Annotated in this window: 16 protein-coding genes and 2 pseudogenes; 13 read left to right on the top strand and 5 right to left on the bottom strand. The window is 40.1% G+C overall.

The features are described from left to right. Window positions 1-196 precede the first annotated feature (196 nt). On the top strand, window positions 197-2119 hold the full coding sequence (locus tag JCM16418_RS12075; protein WP_052020236.1) for an ATP-binding protein: 1923 nt from the start codon (window positions 197-199) through the stop codon (window positions 2117-2119). A 277-nt stretch (window positions 2120-2396) separates the two neighbouring features. Further along, window positions 2397-3926 (top strand): potassium/proton antiporter, encoded by a 1530-nt coding sequence (locus tag JCM16418_RS12080; RefSeq protein ID WP_081765418.1) that lies wholly within the window; start codon window positions 2397-2399, stop codon window positions 3924-3926. A 99-nt stretch (window positions 3927-4025) separates the two neighbouring features. Here JCM16418_RS12080 and JCM16418_RS12085 read toward each other — a convergent pair whose 3' ends face one another. Next, complete coding sequence (locus JCM16418_RS12085) at window positions 4026-4388, bottom strand: DUF1634 domain-containing protein (protein ID WP_036649125.1); 363 nt, start codon at window positions 4386-4388, stop codon at window positions 4026-4028. Further along, on the bottom strand, window positions 4385-5224 hold the full coding sequence (locus tag JCM16418_RS12090) for a sulfite exporter TauE/SafE family protein (protein WP_036649128.1): 840 nt from the start codon (window positions 5222-5224) through the stop codon (window positions 4385-4387). The genes JCM16418_RS12085 and JCM16418_RS12090 overlap by 4 nt, the downstream gene beginning before the upstream one ends. A 204-nt stretch (window positions 5225-5428) precedes the next feature. On the opposite strand from JCM16418_RS12090, the gene JCM16418_RS12095 reads away from it, so the two are divergent. Continuing rightward, complete coding sequence (locus JCM16418_RS12095) at window positions 5429-5884, top strand: Lrp/AsnC family transcriptional regulator (RefSeq protein WP_036649132.1); 456 nt, start codon at window positions 5429-5431, stop codon at window positions 5882-5884. 121 nt (window positions 5885-6005) lie between these two features. Then, entirely contained in the window at window positions 6006-6803 is a 798-nt protein-coding gene (locus JCM16418_RS12100; RefSeq protein WP_052020237.1) for an EcsC family protein, read from the top strand. A 7-nt stretch (window positions 6804-6810) separates the two neighbouring features. On the opposite strand, the pseudogene JCM16418_RS12105 reads toward JCM16418_RS12100, so the two are convergent. Beyond that, window positions 6811-7514, bottom strand: a pseudogene (locus JCM16418_RS12105) (AIM24 family protein). A gap of 31 nt (window positions 7515-7545) precedes the next feature. Then, window positions 7546-7977 carry a hypothetical protein gene (locus JCM16418_RS12110; RefSeq protein WP_052020238.1) on the bottom strand — a complete coding sequence of 144 codons (432 nt, stop codon included), beginning with the start codon at window positions 7975-7977 and terminating at the stop codon, window positions 7546-7548. A 242-nt stretch (window positions 7978-8219) separates the two neighbouring features. Here JCM16418_RS12110 and JCM16418_RS25290 point away from each other — a divergent pair, with 242 nt between their 5' ends. The 8 genes and pseudogenes from JCM16418_RS25290 (at window position 8220) to JCM16418_RS12145 (ending at window position 18271) form a co-directional block, all read left to right on the top strand. Further along, a complete protein-coding gene (locus JCM16418_RS25290) occupies window positions 8220-8381 on the top strand; it encodes a hypothetical protein (protein WP_162832474.1) in 162 nt (53 codons plus the stop codon). Window positions 8382-8650: 269 nt separating this feature from the next. Next, window positions 8651-9349, top strand: a complete 699-nt coding sequence (locus JCM16418_RS12115) for a hypothetical protein (RefSeq protein WP_036649134.1) — start codon at window positions 8651-8653, stop codon at window positions 9347-9349. Between the two features lie 112 nt (window positions 9350-9461). Beyond that, on the top strand, window positions 9462-10445 hold the full coding sequence (locus JCM16418_RS12120) for a helix-turn-helix transcriptional regulator (protein ID WP_036649136.1): 984 nt from the start codon (window positions 9462-9464) through the stop codon (window positions 10443-10445). Between the two features lie 328 nt (window positions 10446-10773). After that, window positions 10774-12902, top strand: a pseudogene (locus JCM16418_RS12125) (peptidoglycan D,D-transpeptidase FtsI family protein). A gap of 149 nt (window positions 12903-13051) precedes the next feature. Next, complete coding sequence (locus JCM16418_RS12130) at window positions 13052-15145, top strand: peptidoglycan D,D-transpeptidase FtsI family protein (protein ID WP_036649138.1); 2094 nt, start codon at window positions 13052-13054, stop codon at window positions 15143-15145. 182 nt (window positions 15146-15327) lie between these two features. Then, entirely contained in the window at window positions 15328-16074 is a 747-nt protein-coding gene (locus tag JCM16418_RS12135) for a Cof-type HAD-IIB family hydrolase (protein ID WP_036649140.1), read from the top strand. 9 nt (window positions 16075-16083) lie between these two features. Beyond that, window positions 16084-16569 (top strand): DUF456 domain-containing protein, encoded by a 486-nt coding sequence (locus tag JCM16418_RS12140; protein ID WP_036649144.1) that lies wholly within the window; start codon window positions 16084-16086, stop codon window positions 16567-16569. 64 nt (window positions 16570-16633) lie between these two features. Then, window positions 16634-18271 (top strand): putative polysaccharide biosynthesis protein, encoded by a 1638-nt coding sequence (locus JCM16418_RS12145; RefSeq protein ID WP_036649147.1) that lies wholly within the window; start codon window positions 16634-16636, stop codon window positions 18269-18271. Window positions 18272-18303: 32 nt separating this feature from the next. On the opposite strand, the gene JCM16418_RS12150 is transcribed toward JCM16418_RS12145, so the two are convergent. Then, the gene (locus tag JCM16418_RS12150) at window positions 18304-19635 is read right to left on the bottom strand and encodes a DUF2515 family protein (RefSeq protein WP_036649150.1); all 1332 of its coding nucleotides are present in this window, start codon (window positions 19633-19635) and stop codon (window positions 18304-18306) included. Window positions 19636-19753: 118 nt separating this feature from the next. Here JCM16418_RS12150 and JCM16418_RS12155 point away from each other — a divergent pair, with 118 nt between their 5' ends. Further along, window positions 19754-20098, top strand: coding sequence for a thioredoxin family protein (locus JCM16418_RS12155; protein ID WP_036649153.1), 345 nt, complete (start codon window positions 19754-19756; stop codon window positions 20096-20098). The last annotated feature ends 179 nt before the right edge of the window (window positions 20099-20277 follow it).

A 20277-nucleotide genomic window follows, 5' to 3' on the forward strand; every position in this document is an offset into this window, starting at 1 on the left:
AATAAGTGTTTAATTAATAGCTTAATTCATTTATAGTTTACATGATGAATAGTTCAATTTATCTATATTAATTGATTCTTTTGATTTATTTCATTATATATCGATTCTTTTATTTGGAAAATATGTAATTTTTAAAAATATTTTAGTGTAATATAGGACTTCTGGCTTAAAAATAATCACTCATCGAGGTGTTAAAATGAGATTGGCGATGAAGTGCTCCATTATACTGGCTATCATTCTTATGATCGTTGTCTTATTCATTCCTCCTCCAAGTCGAACGGCTCCAGATGAATCCATTGCTACAGTTATCATTAGCAAGAAGTTCAAATGGGAAGAGAAGGGTGACCGAGGTGGAGGACTGGAGAGAGTTAACTCTACCAATGGGTGGAAAGAGCTAGTATCGAATCAACCCCTTCCTCCTAAACGTAGTGATGTCAATTCCGTCTGGTATCAAATCAGGGTTCCGGCGCTCCCATGGAGTTCTTCTGCAATGTACATAGAACGTGTGTATGGACAACATATTACGCTCTACATAGACAATCGCAAAGTATACGAAATTAGCCGAAATTTTATGTATGATACGAATAAAGTGTTACTACCTCTAAGTAAACAAGATTCAGGTAAAATAGTATCTGTTCACATTGAGGCAGTAAGAGACCGCATTGGCATTGACCGTAATATAATGGCTGGCGACTATCAGATGATGCTTAAATTATATGAGAAGGCTAACCTTGAGGATGTCATTCTGGGAAGTTCCTATGTGTTTATCGCATTCATTATGATTATATGTGGTTTTTTTCTAAATCGAATTCAGCTAGTCAGTTGGATTACTCTATCTATTATCATTATGTCTATTGGCGTACTGATTTTGACCTATTCACCGTTTTTGTACAGTTTGGACGAAGATAAAGGTGAATCATTACTTCTAATGTACGATGTTGCACTGTTTACTCTATTACCATCTATGACTTTATTCTTTGAGAAGACAGTGAATATTGGGAACATACGCTTCATACGGAATTTTCGCAGATTTCAAATTGTATTTTCGGTAGGTATCCTTATATTTATGTTTGTGAATAAGATGTTTGATAATCGCTATTTTGATGCTTATTATTTTGTCTCGGTCAAAGTACTGGGGCTTGTCATGATCATGCAGCTTATACTTATTGTAGGAAGTACTATGATTTATGCACTCCGTGGTAATAAGGACGCGGCCATATTTGCAACGGGCTTTGCAATTTTTGCCATCGTAAGTGGTGGCGAAATGGTATGGTACTATATCCAAAAAGAAAATTATGAGATGTTCTGGTGGAAATGGGGAGTCTTTGCATTCGTTATCTCGCTCATTATTATCTTAGGACGTAAATTTGCACATAATCATGAACAGATTGTGGTATATTCTCGGGAACTTGAAATTTTTAGTAATGAACTGCAGCGTGCAGAAAAGATGGAGATCATTAGTGAATTAGCAGCTTCGGTCGCACATGAAGTAAGAAATCCTCTTCAGGTTACACGAGGTTTCTTGCAGTTATTGCAAGAAAAGTCGAAAGATAAGGAGAAGGAATATCTTACGCTTGCACTTGAGGAACTGGGAAGAGCGTCTAACATTATTACGGACTTTCTTACGTTCGCCAAACCAGAGATTGAGCAGGTTACACTGCTGAATATTTCTAAAGAATTCCGTCATATCGAAGGAATACTTATCCCTCTTGCAAATTTTCAGGGAGGGAAGATGACAACGGATATCCCTAATGATTTATGGATTCGAGGTAATTCCTCCAAATTTAAGCAGGCCTTTATTAATATGATCAAGAATAGTATTGAAGCGCTTAATGGCGACGGGCAAATTCATATTTGGGCTTATTCAAAAAACGACGAAGTTTATATTCATATTCAAGACACGGGTGAAGGTATGAACGAATCTGATTTAGCACGTCTCGGAGAACCTTATTTTTCTAATAAAAATAAAGGTACGGGCCTTGGACTGATGGTAACCTTCCGCATTATTGAAGCGATGCATGGCCAGGTTGTTTTTACAAGCGAGAAGGATAATGGAACGGAAGCTGTGGTTCGTTTTCCGAGCGTGACACCAGAAACGATCGTTCCTGCACCGAAGTAAAATGGATATTATATAGGTTTAAATCAAATGACGCAGGCTATATATTAGCTGCGCCATTTTTGTTTTTTTTAAATAGAAAAAAATAACATATATAAAGATAAATTTTTTTCAAAATATACAGTATAAAAAAGGTTGTTACAGGATATTGTACACTATGGATCAAGTGAATATTGGAAATTAAAGATGAGAATTTTTCATGGCGAGTTTGTACTTTATAGCACATGGTTTATATAAATATAAGGTTATATAATTCATTCAATTTAAGAAAGGCGAGGCTATGGAATCCACAACATTAGTTAATTCACTCATTTTGCTGCTGTCCGGCCTGCTGCTTGTAGGTGTACTTACTACAAAATTTTCGTCACGTTTCGGTATGCCTGCACTTGTATTGTTTATTGCTGTAGGGATGATACTTAATCGATTTATTTATTTTGATAATGCATTGATTACTCAAATCGTGGGTATATTTGCACTCATCGTTATTTTGTTTGAAGGCGGGATGCAGACCAAGTTTGATGATATCAAGCCGGTCATTGGTCCGGCATTATCGCTTGCAACAGTTGGTGTTCTGCTGACTACTTTTGTGGTAGGTGTGACAGCTAAATATATTATGGGCATCTCTTGGGCTGAGGGCTTTTTGCTTGGGGCAATTGTCGGTTCGACGGATGCTGCAGCGGTATTTTCAGTTCTGGGTGGCAAAAACATTAAGAAAAAGATTACATCTACGCTCGAAGCGGAATCAGGTAGTAACGATCCAATGGCGGTGTTTCTAACCGTTTCACTGATTGAGTGGATTGCAACTCCGGATTCACCTATTTACCTTATGATCCTTTCGTTCATATGGGAGATGGGAATTGGTTTGGTTCTAGGTATACTAATTGGTAAACTTGCAGTTTATATGATTAATAAAATTAATTTTGATTCATCAGGGCTGTATCCTGTTATGGCGCTAGGATTTGCCGTCTTGGCTTACGGAGCGACCTCAGTTGTAGGTGGTAGTGGCCTATTGGCTGTATACGTCACAGCAATTGTTTTGGGTAATTCGGATCTAACCTATGGACGTTCCATCATGCACTTCAATCAGGGTTTTGGATGGATGATGCAGATTATGATGTTTGTGCTGCTGGGTCTTCTAGTGTTCCCGGAACAGCTACCTCACATTATTGGTCAAGGGATCGTCCTATCATTAATTTTAATGCTGGTTGCAAGGCCTATTGGGGTATTTGTCAGTACGATACTTATGAAGTATTCTTTCCGCGAGAAAATATTACTATCATGGGCGGGACTAAGGGGTGCTGTGCCAATTGTTTTAGCTACGTACCCACTATTGGCTCACTTGCCGCATGCCCAATTAATCTTTAATGTCGTATTCTTCGTTGTCCTGACTTCGGCAATTATTCAAGGTGCAACGATATCGCCGCTTGCAAACAAGCTTGGTTTAGCGGGCGATGTCAAACCATCTAACCCTTCGTTGTTGGAGTTAACTGCACTTGGTAAGACAAAATCTGAAATTAATCATATCGAAGTAAACAAGACGATGGCAATCGCTGGTAAGGAAATTTTACAGCTTGATTTGCCTGAGGATATTTTGTTTACGGCCATCATCCGTAATGAACAAATTATAACGCCTAGAGGTAATACCAAGATTGAAGAAGGGGATACGCTATATATGTTAAGTCCCAAGTCTAGACGTAAGCAATTAAAAGCGATTCTCACTTCTCCGGCGATGCCAATTTCCCATATTAGTGGTCAAGATGAACGAAATGAAACGAATGTCATTGCATCAGATGATGAGGATAAAAGATAATGGCTCAGCATGTTCAACGAACGATTCTCTTTCTATAGACGAAAGGGGTGTCCTAAGTCATTGGTATGACTTTGGGACACCCCTTTTTATTATATTTTATTATGCTTTACCAAGGACAAAGCTGACAATTAAAATGAGGAGTACGATTGTCGTAATACCCATATACAGTTTATCGCCTTCGCGCATAAAGACCCATATCGAGATGGCTACTCGCAGGACGGGGGTCAGGATCAGTAAGATAAGACCAACGGTAATGACAGCGTAAGACTTCAATTCGATGGCACCATTAAAAATATCGGATAGGCTATGCGGATACGTATTACCTGGGTAACCACTAGTTCCTGTAATGAAGAGTAAGATCAGTCCGATTAGGATAACCACGGCGCTAAGGATAACGCCTATGCGAAGCCAACGGCTGACAGCGAGCTCAACGTCTTGAATATCCGTTTTTTTATCGTTCATTTGCTCAGCCCCATTCCTTGAACGATCATTTGAATGGCTACATATACGAGCACGGGTATGAATAGCATTCGAATCGTTTTACTTTTTAGACGTTGCATAATTTGGGCACCCAGCGTAGCACCTGCTAATACGCCCAGAGCGACTGGCCCTGCAATATGAGGATCAATATCCCCGCGGAGTAGGTAAACACCTGCACTAGCTGCACCCGTGACACCCATCATGAAATTACTGGTTGCTGTTGAAACTTTTAAAGGTAACTTCATAAATACATCCATAGCCATAACTTTAAAACTGCCACTGCCGATTCCGAGTAGACCGGAAATAATACCTGCCCCATACATCACGCCAAAACCACCGTATACATTTCCTACATTGTAGGAAATATTCTCTTTAATCGCTTTATCATAGTAGCTTCCTTGAAGTTTAAGCTTCTGCGCGGCTGGATGCATCTCTATCTGCTCTTGTTGATCGCCTTTTTTCTTCTTGATCATATTGACTGCAGAATAAATGAGCAACAGTCCAAAGATGATGTAAAGCAGATTAGGAGCTATAATTCCACCGATAAAAGCACCTGTTATTGCACCGATCGTCGTGGCAATTTCAAGAAACATACCCACCCTTAAATTAGTAATGCGGTCGCGGATATACGCTATTGCTGAACCGCTGGAAGTAGCAATTACCGATATAATACTGGCCCCAATAGCGTGTTCGATGCTGACTCCGAATAACAGGGTCAATGCTGGCGTTACAATGATTCCCCCTCCAAGTCCTAAAACAGAGCCAACAATACCGGCAAGAATGGAAATGAGAAGGATTTGTAATGAGAAAATAATCAAGTAAAAACACCATCCCGTTTGTTAATTGCATGAATCGGATTGCAATGCATGCTTATGTAACTGTAAAATTAATAATATCTTATATACCCCAATTGGCTATATATGGTGCCTATTATACAACGATTGTATAATAATTAATATACAATTGAGATCATTTGTTTCATGTTAAATATACATTTGTAAATTAAGAAAGGAAGATGTGTCATGCTATTTAGCCAAATGGACGAAAAGGATGCACAGATTGTGAAGCTTCTTCTGGAGAATGGGAGGCTAAGTCACGCAGAGTTAGGCCGAATGGTTCATTTAACACGTGCGGCAGTTCGAGAGCGTGTCCATGGTCTAATGGAGCAAGGAATCATTGATAAGTTTACGATCATTGTGAATCCATTGAAGGCGGGAAAGAACATGTCTGTCTATTTAAATATTGAAGTTCAGTGGGACAAGTTAGAGTCTATTGCTAATTTGCTTCTTGAGGATGATGAGATAACGAATGTATATCAAATGAGTGGTGGGCCACATCTTCATGTACATGCGCTTATGGATAATCAAACACATGTAGAGCGATATCTTATTCGACTTCAATCCATTGAAGGCATTACTAATGTTGACAGTGAATTTTTGGTGCGTCGCTTTAAAGAAAGAGAAGGTATCCTCATTTAGCTTAAAATATGTCTAATAAGGGTAAGTTACTCAGGAAGATTATTCATGCTAATGACTATTACCCAGAAGGGGTAAGTCGTACTTACAATCAGACGATATTTTACATAGAGGAGCTACAATCATGTTACAAATGGAGTCGAAGGAAGACCTTGAAACTGAGCTGCTGAAAATTTACGCGTGGGAGAAGAATCAGAAGAAGGTATGGCTTTGGGACAAGATTAGTCGATTGCCGTTCATGGTGCTCGACCGATTGACGCCCAAATTTATAAGGGATATTCTCGGAAAAGGTTTAGCGGAAGTAGGTCGGTTTATTCAAACAGGTGGACAATATTTGGTACAGCAGAAATCCGTGATGAAGCGTTATGCAAAGTTTATAGATGAAGATCCCACGCTTGAAGAAGTTTCACAACTGCCGCTAGCTATGATGGATCAAATTACAGATGAAATGGTTAAAAGTAGAGTGCGCTTTGCCGCTGCACAAGGTGCTACAACAGGCGTGGGCGGAGTTTTCACCTTGGCTGCAGATATTCCTGCCGTATTGGGATTATCACTTAAAGTACTGCAAGAAATTGCTCTTTGCTACGGATATGATCCCCGCGAGGAGAAGGAACGGGTATTTATCGTTAAATGCCTGCAGTTTGCTTCCGCCGATATTGTCGGTAAAAAGGCAGTGCTTGAGGAACTCGCTCAATTTGAAATGGATGATAAGTCTGTACAGGTGATTTCTCAAATTCAAGGCTGGCGTGAAGTTGTACAAACCTACCGCGATAGTTTCGGCTTTAAGAAGTTGTTCCAGCTTGTCCCCGTTGCGGGAATTGTCTTTGGTTCGATTAGCAACAAGGGAACCATTGAGGATGTAGCAGAGGCTGGTCAAATGTTGTACAAAAAACGCCGAATTATATCTCGGCTTCAGCATTAAACATATCTTATTTAATGAAGATACCTCCAAAAGGAATAACTTCACGCAAAATTCTTTTAATGATTCCGTCATTTTCCATATCTTTTTGAAGTTTATGATTTTGCCGCCCTGCCGTGAATAATACGGTACCCTGCCCCGTCATTTTCCAGTGATAACTCATATGCTGACTCGCCAATGTATTCCCATATACGGTTAATTCCAATTTGGCGTTCTCAGGATATGCAATAATGCTACCCGCATCAATATAAATCGCTGTGACGGATGCAGTTCGGTCTCGCAGACTGCTCCTTCCGTCAGAATGCCAATCGTACCGGTACCGGAAAATTTCATTTTGACCGCATCACGAGTTATGAGCATATTTTTGATACGCAAGATGCGGGTCTGCATGGTAACGCCTTGACTATAAAAGAATAAATTACGAAACTCATATAGTAAGTCGCTACCTTCGTTTAGTTCAACGGTCTTCATAGCAAATCCCGGGGGGAGCGCAGCTGTAAACTGACAAGGCCCGCTCATATCAGCCTGGATCAGTCGTCGTTTGCGGTACATGCCATTCACATTCATAAACCGGTCACTTCGACCGTCGGAGGGTCCCCTGTAGGCTACAATCTGCTCGGGGTGCAAAATATGCATTTGATCTCCTTTGGTAAGAGAGAAGCTAACGGCTTGTCCGCTTCCTGTGTTGCCATGTTGTGAAACTTGAATATTCAAACTTTCTTTCCCCTTTCAAGAAAAACTCCTATCATCTTCGGTTAGAACGGCGCATGGTATATCTAAGAATGCGTATCAGAACAAAGTAACCTATAGTCAGTAGCAGAACTGTAATACATATTACTTTGAGTTTATGGTAACTGGAAGTCTTAGCATCATTGCTTTCTTTTAACTGCTGTACAGTTGAAGCAAGTTGGCGATTTTGCTCGATGAGTTGAGCATTCTGATCTTGATAAGCTTTAATATTGGCTTGTGCCTTATTTAATTCATCAACAGTCTGTTGATAATTTTCTTTTAATTGATTGACTTGACTAGGCAAGTCTGAAAATTGTTCGATACCTTTATAAAAGTCTTGGAAATAGTTTGCTTGAACTGAAGAAGCAGGAAGCCATAGAAATCCGCAAAAGATCAATAAGGATATAAAAAAAGAACGAACGAAATGAGCGACAATTTGTTTAGTCATCTTTTCACCACCTACAGCATAGAATAAGAACAATGGATAATACGTAAGAAGAAGCTATAAGATACATTAACCCATTAGAATCATTTAGAAATCGATTTATGTTTAAATCTTATGGAAAGAGGGTAATGAGAGAAAGAGCCACTTATGAATTCCACAAACTTATTGTTTACGAGCTGATCCGTATTACACATGCTGACGATTTTTGTCAAAATTATATAGAAGAACTAAAGGAGTAGAAGGAAATGAGATTCAATGAACAGAAATACAAAAAAATTATGATTATGGTAAACGATGAACCCATTGGTAAAGAAATTTGGATTGATAAAATTACGTATGCACCAGTCATTTTTAACGATCTAACGACACAATCTTCTCATCAACAGTCGGAGATTGTCACTAATTAATATCATTGCAATAAAATGAAACTATATAGGGAATGCGAAGGACTGGAGACTTAATTGTCTCCAGTTTTTTTTGTATGCTTACGTTATTCGACAGTATTTAGAGGTCTAAAGAACTGGGTGCTACGAAAAATCATAGGACTTATTACACGTTAATGACTTAAAAAAATCAATATTTTACAAAATTATACATGGGAACATGTGTTCCGTGACAACATGATGTCAACTACTATTGGTACGATATGAAAATAAGAATAGAAAGGGGTGAATCCATGCAGTCAGGTATTCAAGCTAATTTTATGTGGAGTCGTAAAAATATTTATGCAAGTGGTACAAATAGGGTTTTCTTATTGGTCGAATGGTACGGTGGAACAATACGTCAAAATAGAAGGCGATCTACACCTAAGCTTATTGCCCGAGATGTTCAATTGCTGCTCTGGTTAGAGCCCAATGTTTCGTTGGTAAAAGTACATGGTGCGAAGCCAATTAAAAGTATTAATGATTCTATAATGATTCCTTTGGGGCATTTATATGATGGCGTTAAACAATTCATTGCCATTGAATTTGCCTTCCAGCCTCAAACTGTAGGCTTGCATGGTGTACTTTCAGCTCAATGGAGGTTTAAAGAAAAGAACAAGGAGCGAATGAAGGAGCTCCCTGTTAGAGAAATCTATATTCAATACACATATCATATGGGCTTATTACAGCAACCTGAAGATTTTTATGTGAAGAAACATATCAAACTTCTTGAGACACCAGGTATTCTTAAGGAAGCGATCCGATTATTTGAACATGGTGACCTGGTTCAGGGCGAATGGATGCTTAGACGTAAAGGCGATGAACTATTAATTAATGCAGTTCGCCATTCTGACGTAAGACTGTTAGAAGAAGCAACAATGTTATATCAACTTAGTGAACGATATGTGAAAACATATACAAGCAGAGGAAAAGCACAGATAATAAGCGGTTAAATGAGTCGAAAGTTATATTTTTGAAAAGAAGGATTCACTTTGCTACAAGTCGAATGGACTACATATAGTTGAAAAATGAGTCTAATTTACTATATGAGCTAGGAGAATCCACATGACAGACCGTCTTATTCGATTAATGCGTATCATTACTTTAATTCAAGCCAAGCCTGGCATCCTAGCAAGGGAATTGTCAGAACGGTGTGGAACCAGTGAACGAACCATATATCGTGACATGGATGCATTAAGTGCAATGCATATTCCCATTACGCATCAAGGATATGGTAAAGGGTACAAATTTATTGGAAACTTCGCCCTCCATCCATTGGACTGGACGGAAGAAGAAATGCTGGCTTTCACTGAACTTCCTACGATTATGGATCAGTTAAGACCTATTTTACCGCAAGGATTTGAAAGTGCCTATGAAAAAGTGATGGCAGCTAATCATAAGCAAAAGGCTGATCGAATGGAGATTGAGCAGCTGGATGATCAAGATTCAGAATATGTATCGAATAAGAAAGACAAAAAAGAGCTAGTAAGGGGAGCGAAGGAAAAGTCTGATTTCTTGATTCCAGTACTTATGGCAACCCTTAACCATCATACAATATATGCTCATTACCGCCTTCCTGAACAACAAGATATGACCCAAAGCCGAATTGATCCTTACCTATTAATTCCGTGTAAGCAAGATTTTAAGCTGTTGGGACGTAACCATAGCACAGGGGAAGTGTTAACGTATCCCTTACATTATTTTAAACAAATAGAAGTTCTGGACGATCGTTTCTATACCGTACATAAGAATTCTCACCATGAATCACCTACACCTGATGTACAGGAATCAACGGCTCCTTTACTTTTCAAAATTAAATTATCGTCTGTTGTTACAGAAATGTTTAAGTCATGTGAACATAAATACGCTTTATTGGACCGTGTTTCAGGTTCCGATGGTAGTTTAATCTATGAGTGGTTAGTGACGGATACTATTGAATTCTTAAGTTGTTTGCGTCAGTATGGGGCTGATGCTGAAATTCTAGAACCCTTACAATATCGTGAAATGATGAAAGAGCACCTGCTCAAATGGTTGAAGCTTTACCAATAAAAGCTTTATAAATAGATTTAAATACATCATAGAAGATATATGTCAGCGTAGATGAGTTTTGTTGCAGAAATGCTAATAGGCATCTCTGCTGCATATATCCATTCCATCTATGCCCCTCCTTATGAATCTTGTGAATATACCTTCACTCAACTCCTTTGCTTCATCTCCTTTTATAATTGCCCAGTCCAAAGTAAATGAACAAAATCGACAAGGTTTGTCCACAGTCAGCAAATTATCCTTATAAAGACATCGTCCATTTTATAGCCCGGGAAATGATGAATACAATTGGATAAATGTGCTATATTTAGAATGGAATAATATTCTAAATATGCCTTTGTGGGGAAATGAGGTATCTTACTTGCGTTTTATAGTTAGAGAACGTACACAGCATCAGTCAGAAGGCGATAATCATAGTTCAGGATTACGTATGAATCTATTTTTCTTTAGTACATTTGTCATATTTTGCGTTATTATTATTCGGCTTGCTATTATTCAATTCGTAGAAGCACCAACCATGTCAGATAAAATTGCAGCACTAGATATGAGGAATATTCCTTTGCCTCCTGACCGAGGAATTATATTTGATGATACAGGAGTGAAGCTTGCTTATTCAAAACCAATTAGTTCGTTATATATTATGTTGTTTGAAGATTACAGAATAACAACGACAGAAGGTAGAAAGAATAGGCCAAAGGCGGAGCAAATGGCGACCAAAATTGCGGAAATATCTAAGAAATTAGGAAATCCCAATGCAAAACCCTTAACCAAAGATGATATTTTAGCTGCAATGGACTTGGACTCTAAAACAGATAATGCTATAGTCCACGCCGACTTAAAGCGGGGCTAACCAATAATGAAATTGCCTATTTCATGGAGCATCGCTCTGAATTTGTGGGCCTTGATGTGGTAGAAGAAAGTTACCGGCAGTATGATAAAGATACCGTTGCTGTTCAGACAGTAGGGTATACTAAATATTTTAAATCAACTGAAACGCTTCATTTTTATGATAAAGCAAGGGAAAATAATAAGTCACAGTTACTTCCGGATCAAATGTACCTGAGAGATGAATTGGTCGGCTTCGATGGTGTTGAATTTTCTTTCCAGGATCAGCTGAGAGGTAAGAATGGCTATAAACAGATTTCGATTAATAAACAATACATTACAGAAGAAGTAGATAAAATCGTTCCTCCCGTCAAAGGAAATAACGTTTGGTTAACGATTAACAAACAGGTTCAAATGAAGACAGAACAGGCCATTATGGATGAATTAAGCTATATCCAGACGCATCTCATCTCGGGCGGCAGAACCCATCCGGAGGCTAAAACAGGATACGCGGTTGCTATGGAAGTCGATACAGGAAAGATCGTGGCCATGGCAAGTATGCCCGATTATGACACGAACATATGGGGGACAGGAACTGCATCGGTTGAGAATTTCAAGAAACTAAATAATAATTATATGAATGGAACAATTACCGGTATCTCATCCGGCAGGTCCGCTAATAATCTTGATTCCACTGTATTGCTGGGCTCCACCATTAAACCACTGAGTGTATTTATAGGCCTGCGCGAGAAATTGTTTACAACAACGACAGATTATAATGATGTTGGTATTGCGTACTTTGGTAAAGATAAGAAATTCTCAGTCCGTAATTCACAAAATCATAGCTATGGATATTTCAAAACACCTGCTAAAGCCATCGAAATGTCTTCAAATGCATTCATGATTGATATGGTAGGTAACCCTTTATCTAAACGTAAAGGAGCACTTAATCTATGGGATAAGTACATGAAAGAATTTGGACTCGGAGTACTTACGGGCATTGACCTGCCTAATGAAAGAAAGGGCATTGCCGATTATATGGACACGGATGCAACGGGAAGTGTACAGGCGTCCTTGGTATATGCCTCTTTTGGGCAGGGAGGGAAATATACTCCGCTACAATTAGCACAGTATACGTCAACGTTGGCTAATGAGGGTGTACGAATTAAACCGCAGATTGTGAGTAAAATTACGGATCAAAGTGGCAAAGTAATTAAGACCTATAAACGTGAAGTGCTGAATACGATTAAGCCCGATCCGTCGGATAAGGCCTATTGGAGCTTAATCAAAAGAGGTATGAACACTAAAGTAGATGCCTTTAACGGGTTTCCCTATGATTTTGCGCGGAAGACGGGAACTTCGCAGCAGGATGCTAACCGGAAAATGCGGGATAACGGTGTGTTTATAGCCTATGCCCCTCGTAATCATCCGAAGCTTGCGGTAGCCGTGATTATCCCTGAGGGAGGATTCGGGGGTTCTAGTGCTGCTCCGATTGCACGTAAAATATTCGATGCATATGACGAAGAATATGGTCTGGACGGGGTTCCGAAGAAAGCGATGAATGCTGCTAAAACAGCAGAAAATTCAGCTAATGCAAAATCGGAAAGATTGCAAAATAATGAATCCAATCATTAATTGGATATGGTATACGAACCCGGAATTCCTAGTGAACTCCGGGTTTCTTGGTATTCGGATAGTGAATATTGTCGAAAGGTGTTGAGAGTTCATTTTTATGATAAAATAATACCCAGTATGTTGAATACAGCTAGAGAGGGGGAGAACCGGTGAGTGATTATACGCCGGATCATCCACAGCAGAAAGATAGTAAAGAAAAAGGCGGCTTTAGTCTGAGGATTAACCTGTTTTTTTTCAGTACGTTTATCATTTTCTGTGTGATTATTGTGAGGCTTGCGATTTTACAGTTTGTAGAAGGTCCTATGCTGACGGAGAAAGAATCAAGCAATATCGTGAAAGACGTACCGTTACCTCCAGATCGAGGGACGATATATGATTCTGCTGGCGTTAAATTAGCCTATTCTACACCTACGCACTCCCTTTATATAATGCTGATGAAAGACTACAGTACGGTGAACGGAATGAAGAATAGGCCGGAAGCAGAGGCGCTGGCTGAGAAATTGGTTACTATATTTGATAAATATGGTGATCCAAAGGTTGATAAGAAGTTAACGAAGCAAGACGTGATCGATGCGATGGATTTGGATTATAAAAAATATGCGGGTTATTTATCGAGACGAATTAAGATGGACCTTACCAATAAAGAAATCGCGTATTTTATGGAGCATAAATCTGACTTTCCAGGCATTGACGTTGAAGAAGAAAGTGTTCGTCACTATGATCCGGATACCGTAGCTGTTCAAACTATCGGTTATATTCGTACGTTCAGTGGATCAAAGAGATTAGGGAAGTATCAGAATATTGATTCTAGACAGAAAAATCCAGACATTATAAATGATCCAGGTCTAACGTATACAGAGCCTGAGTTTGTTGGATTCGATGGGCTGGAGTTGTTATATCAGGACCAGCTTCGTGGTAAGAACGGTTATAAGAAAGTACCTATTAACCCGCGCAATATGCCTGAGGGCGTTGATGAAATCGTTCCACCTGTGAAAGGTAATGATATCTACTCAACGATTAACAAGGAAATTCAACTGGAGACAGAAAATGCGATTAAGGATCAGCTTACTTGGCTGCATTCACATTTAGTATCGGGTAAAACACACCCAAACGCGACAACGGGTTTTGCAGTAGCTATGGAAGTGAAGACAGGAAATATTGTTTCGATGGCAAGTTTACCGGATTACGATACGAATATGTGGAATACGGGCAGCATCTCTTCTGACAACTGGGATAAAATTCAGAACATTTATATGAACGGGACGATCCGTTCGTTTAACCCGGGAAAAAAAGGTGCTCATCCAGAGTCCGTTGTATTGCTTGGTTCTACTATGAAACCGTTAAGTGTACTTATTGGTCTTAAGGAAGGTCTCATAACGACCAACACCTATTATCAAGATAAGGGTGCTGCGTATTTTGGTAAAGAGGGCCATCAGACGCGTGTTCAAAACTCTCAGGGTCACGTATATGGCGGGATGGACCCAGCGCGTGCTATCGAGAAATCATCCAATGCCTTCATGGTCGATAAGATCGGTGTGAAGCTGTATGAGAAATATGGTAGTGAGAGTGTCAATAAGTGGGACGAATACATGAAACAATTTGGACTGGGTGTGAGTACGGGGAGCGGACTACCTGGTGAATTTAAAGGCATCCGTGAGTACGTGAATGAGGCGAAGACCGGTAGTGCGCAATCCGCGATGGCCTATGCCTCATTTGGACAACAGGGTAAATACACGACATTGCAACTCGCACAGTATACGGCAATGCTTGCTAACGAGGGTAAACGAATGAAACCACAACTAGTTAGCAAAATTGTGGACGACAAGGGGAATGTAGTTAAGACATTTAAGCCGGAAGTACTGAACTCGGTTACGGCTGATTTTGACAAATCATATTGGAATGAGATCAAACGTGGAATGAAGAGTGAAGTTTCGGCATTTGGAGATTTCCCTTACTCCTTTGCTCGTAAAACAGGTACCTCTACCCAAACGGTTGGCGGTAAGCCCGTGGATAACGGGGTATTTATTGCATACGCACCAAGAGATAACCCAGTGCTCGCAGTAGCTGTTGTTATTCCTGAAGGTGGATTTGGTTCAAGCAGTGCGGCTCCTATTGCTCGTAAAATGTTTGATGCGTATGATCAGGTGTACGGTCTAGATGGCATTCCGAAGAAGGCTAAATCTACGGATAATGCTACTGATGGAACGGCGAGTTCTACTACAGATTCAACCACAACAAGATAATGGATTAATTAATGGCAGATGTTAAGTATAACTTAGCACCTGTCATTTTTTTATTAGTTCCTCATTGATGCAAAATCCTTTTTGTGAGTATTCGCACGTTTGTGGTAAAATGGCGATATGTTTGCATAAGGTATGTGAAATAGATCGTGAAATAAATCGCTTACACTGGGGGACATCATGTCATGAATACCACTTATAAATTATTGGCGCTAGATATGGATGGAACACTGTTAACGAATGAACATCAAATTTCACCAGAAACATCATCATGGATTAAGCGTGCACAAGAACATGGTATCCATGTATGTCTTTCTACAGGTCGATCTTTTGGAAATGCTCTTCCATTCGGTGAACAACTCGGATTAGCCACTCCAATGGTAACGGTCAACGGTAGCGAGATTTGGCGTGCTCCTCATGATCTGTATCAAAGGTATCTGATGGATGTAGACTTGATTAAGAAAATGTACGGAATTGCAGCCCATTATGATACATGGTTCTGGGCCTATGCAGTAGATCATTTGTATAACAAAGAAAATTGGACGACAGAAATCGACGGTCAAGAATGGCTCAAATTTGGGTTTCATACAGAAGATGATGATGTTCGTCATCAAATTTTAATGGAACTTCAGGATCTCGGTGGGCTTGAGATTACGAATTCCTCGCCTCATAACCTAGAGATTAATCCTCAAGGAATTAACAAGGCAACAGGAATAGCGCAAGTGTGTAGCTTACTTGGGCTTGAGGTGAGCCAAGTTATTGCGGTAGGAGACAGCATGAACGATCTAGCGGTCATTCAGAAAGCTGGACTTGGCGTTGCCATGGGGAATGCACAACAGGTCGTTAAGGATGAAGCAGATGTAGTAGTCGCAAGTAATGATGAGGATGGAATTGCAGAAGTCATCCGCAAATATATTTTTGCTAAGGAGTGAGTTCGATCCATGGATATACTCGGTTGGATTCTCGTTATAGCCTTATTTGCAGTAGGACTGGCTGGGGCTATATACCCTATCCTACCAGGAGCGCTCGCCATCTTCTTTGCATTTTTCGTTTACGGTTGGTTTTTCACATTCCAGCATTTTAATGTTTGGTTTTGGATAATCCAATCGGTAATCGTGGTTGTATTGTTCGTAGCGGATTATGTGGTTAGCGCATGGGGAACCAAGAAGTTTGGCGGCTCGAGGGCGTCGGTTATCTTAAGTACTATTGGCGTTATTATTGGACCGTTTGTTATTCCGGCGTTTGGTCTAATCATTGGTCCGTTTCTGGGTGCTTTTATTGGTGAGCTCTTTGCTGGTTCTTCCGTCAAGAAATCGGCCAAAGTCGGATTTGGTTCGGTTGTCGGAATGTTCAGTAGTATCGTCATGAAGGTTATACTGCAAGTGGCAATGATCGTTATTTTCTTCATCTGGATATTCGCTTTTTAATAAGATTCGCATTCAAGTTATATATGCCTGTAAGGCGTGTTGCTAGGAAGAAGGGGAATGGAGCTTGGCTAAGAAAGAATCTTTCATCAAAGGAACACTAATATTAGCAGCAGCAGCTTTAGTAGCAAGAGTACTAGGTTTAGTACAGCGTGTGCCGCTGGATCATCTATTTAATGATGTCGGCAGAGCGTCGTTCTCCGTATCTAACAATGTATATTTAATGCTATTAACGATAGCGACGGCAGGGATTCCAAGTACGCTTAGTAAAATGGTATCCGAACGCTATGCTCTCAAACGTCCGGGAGAAGCCCAACGTGTGTATCATGCAGCGCTGTTATTCGCAGCCTTTATGGGTGTGATTATGACGGTGCTGCTCTATTTTGCTGCTCCAGTTTATGCGAATTATATCAAAGTTCCTGAGTCTGCTCTTGCGATTCGGGCGCTAGCACCTGCGCTACTTCTGTTTCCGACCATTGCGATGATGCGTGGTTATTTTCAAGGTCGACATAATATGTCTGCAGGCGGTATATCGCAAATTGTTGAACAGTTTGCCAGAGTAGGTACAGCGATCCTGTTAGCCTATATTCTGCTTCATATGGGGTATAACGATAGCTGGATTGCCGCTGGTGCTTCTTTTGGTGGAGTGCTGGGAAGTATCGGAGCTTTCGCGGTCATGATGTATTATACAGTTAAAATCCGTGAACAAGATCGGAAACTAGTGTTAGAGGCTGGCGCAGACGCCAAACTTCCATTGATGGGCATCTATAAAGATATTTTTACACTATCTATTCCGATTGTATTGTCTTCCCTAGCAGTGCCTGCAGTCAATTTCATTGATTCTTCGATCGTGAACACATTGCTAACTGGGCAAATAGGACAAGCCAAGGCAACACAGTTACTTGGAATTCTCGGTAACAGAGCCCAAAGTATTGCTGGTATTCCACCAATTCTGGCTATTGCCTTAAGTACCTCGCTTATTCCGGTTATATCTGCGGCGTTTGCTCGAAAAGATGAGGCACATTTGAAGCAGCAAATTATGCTTGCACTGCGAATTGCCATTTTGACAGGAATGCCAATTGTTATTGCACTTTGTGCTGCAGCTTATTCCGTAAATGGCTTACTATTTGCAAGTTTGGATGGAAGCTGGATTATTATGCTGCTAACCTTTGGAACCATCTTTCAAATTACAATGATGACAACGAATTCTATTTTGTTAGGCTTAGGCAAAGCTAGATTGTCGATGGTTAACGTTATGATTGGTATTGTCGTCAAGTTAATTGTCAGTTACATTCTTGCCCAGTGGATCGGCATATACGGTATTATTGCAGCCACAGGAGTCTGTTTCTTATTTATTACATTATTGAACTTAAGAATGCTGAAAGTTATCGTACCCTTCTCTATTCTGGATAAGCGTTGGATGAGCTTTTTTTCTACCGTTATACTCACAGGTGCGGTGGGTTATGGACTAAATGAGGCTGGAATCCAGCTCGTCCATGTCATGCCAGCGAGATTAGCCTTTCTGATTACTTCTCTTGTTGTAGGTGGGGCTGTTGTAGTCGTATACCTTGTACTACTTGTGATGTTGGGAGTACTTCGCCAGCAAGAGCTGACGAGCTATCCACGCATCTTGCAAAAGATCTTGCGCCCGTTAATGCGTCTACAGCCTTCGAGATTTAACTCAAGTAAAACGGAAGGGAATTAAGCTTAAGCTTAATAAGATTCTTATAACTTCTGTTACTCTGGGAAATAAGCCTTCTGGACATCGTGGATCATAGCTGTCTTTTGCAGGGCCAGGCGATGTGCATGCGTCATTTCAATGAACAGCGGCCTTCTAGGTCGAGTGATGTGCACTATAGCATTCGCGTTAGTGAACCAGTCATACTGTTGAATGGGTTCATAAGGCATATCCTGCCACACGTCTTTAAGCAAAGGACTGTACAAATTCTTGCCCTCGGGTAGCCATTCTTGCTTTAACAGCTCTGAACTCTCCTGTGGGGAATTCAGAGCTGTTTGTTTATCCGCAGTAAATAGCGCAGGCCAATATTCTTGTCTAGAACCTTGATGCTTGACCGTAAATGCAAAAGCTTGAACACCGGAGAGAACATTCTGATATCCAAACAGCATGGCATATAAACTTTTACCGAACTCAATCCGTTCATGGATATCGGTAAAATCTTCTAAAATTAATCCGCAAATTCCGGTTGCCTGTGGGAGTGAGCTCTGGTTTGAGTCTTGAACAGGATGCTCAATCGTTAATGGAAATATAATTTGGTTCATCTGAAATTTACTATGCAGAAGAAATGAAGGTTTGCGAAGTATTTGTTTTTGAAAATAATGATGCTGTACGACCCTGCCTTCAATATATTGCTGCTCGTTAATGATGAGTCCTGTAGCTAGCAGGGCGCTATCACGTTCCAGCCAGAAGCGTTCCCAAAATGGATGCATAAATGCCGAAACGTGAAATTCAGATAGCAAATGGAAGAGGCTTTTCCCTAAAGTGCGACTGTACATATAAAGGAGAAGCTGCGGATATGCATCTTGAAAAATAAGAGCATTACAGCGTTCAAGTAGTCGATACATGTCTTCTCGCATCGGCTGCTCCATTAGATCGGACATGAGGCCACCCTTTAAGTCACTCATGCTCCAGCCTGCGTTACGCGAGACCATATGTGCTAAAAAAGACCAATGAAGTTCAGGAAATTGTTTATAACAGTTTAAGTAAGCTCGAGTACGTGTAATATTACTACGATTGGACTTAGCAGTTCTGGCTTCGATTTCCTGAATAATGCCTTTCTCCTGCTCTGTTCGTCGAGATTTGAGCTGATCCCTATACAACGGGATATCCCGAAGAAAAATACGATCTTGAATGATTCGTTCCAGCTGCTCCCGTATATGATGGGCGGCAGGGCTCTTCCATTCCATATTTCTACGTTGCTTGATAAGGAGTTGTGACGCTTTCCAACTTGCGATTCGGCCCTTAATCATTTCTACGGCAGCTTTAGGAAGAGATGCGGTCAGGCGTACAATCTCAGGCATAGCAGAGTGATCTTCGTGACTGTCCCGCATGGACGGATCTTCCCTTCATGTAAAATCGTTTTATGATAAGTATGGTCTAAAAATTTGACTTCCACTCTTTATTTTGGTTCACTAAAGTGAAGAGATGGCAAGAAAGGAATGGTATATCATGCAAAAAGTTACTTCCCGTGCTGAATTTGATGTTTCAACGCAATCCCCGCGTCTAACTGTGGCTGTTTTTAAAGCGGATTGGTGTTCAGATTGCAAATTTTTAGATCCCTTTATGCCTGAAATCGATAAGAGATTCGCGAACGACTTGACGCTAGTTGAGGTTGATGTTGAAGAAGTTGAAGATATTAGCCAGGATCTAAACATTTTAGGAATTCCAAGCTTTGTTGCCTTTTCCGATGGGCGTGAGCTATCGCGGTTTGTGAATAAGAATCGTAAAAGCAGAGAAGAAATCGAAGAGTATTTGAACAATACACTTGAGATTTATAGATCCATTCACAAATAAAAAATGTAAATATAACATCGTTCCTGTTAACAATGGGAACGGTGTTTTTTAATTTTGAATTTTTTTGTATATTTTGTCACATAGAGGCTATGTGTTATGATGGGTTATCAGGTATAATATATTAGATGTATAAATAAAGTATCGGTGCTAAAAAGCGATTTTTCGTTTCTTAATTTGAG

It is taken from the genome of Paenibacillus pini JCM 16418 (assembly GCF_000576305.1).
In the GTDB taxonomy this organism is placed as follows: domain Bacteria; phylum Bacillota; class Bacilli; order Paenibacillales; family Paenibacillaceae; genus Paenibacillus_AQ; species Paenibacillus_AQ pini.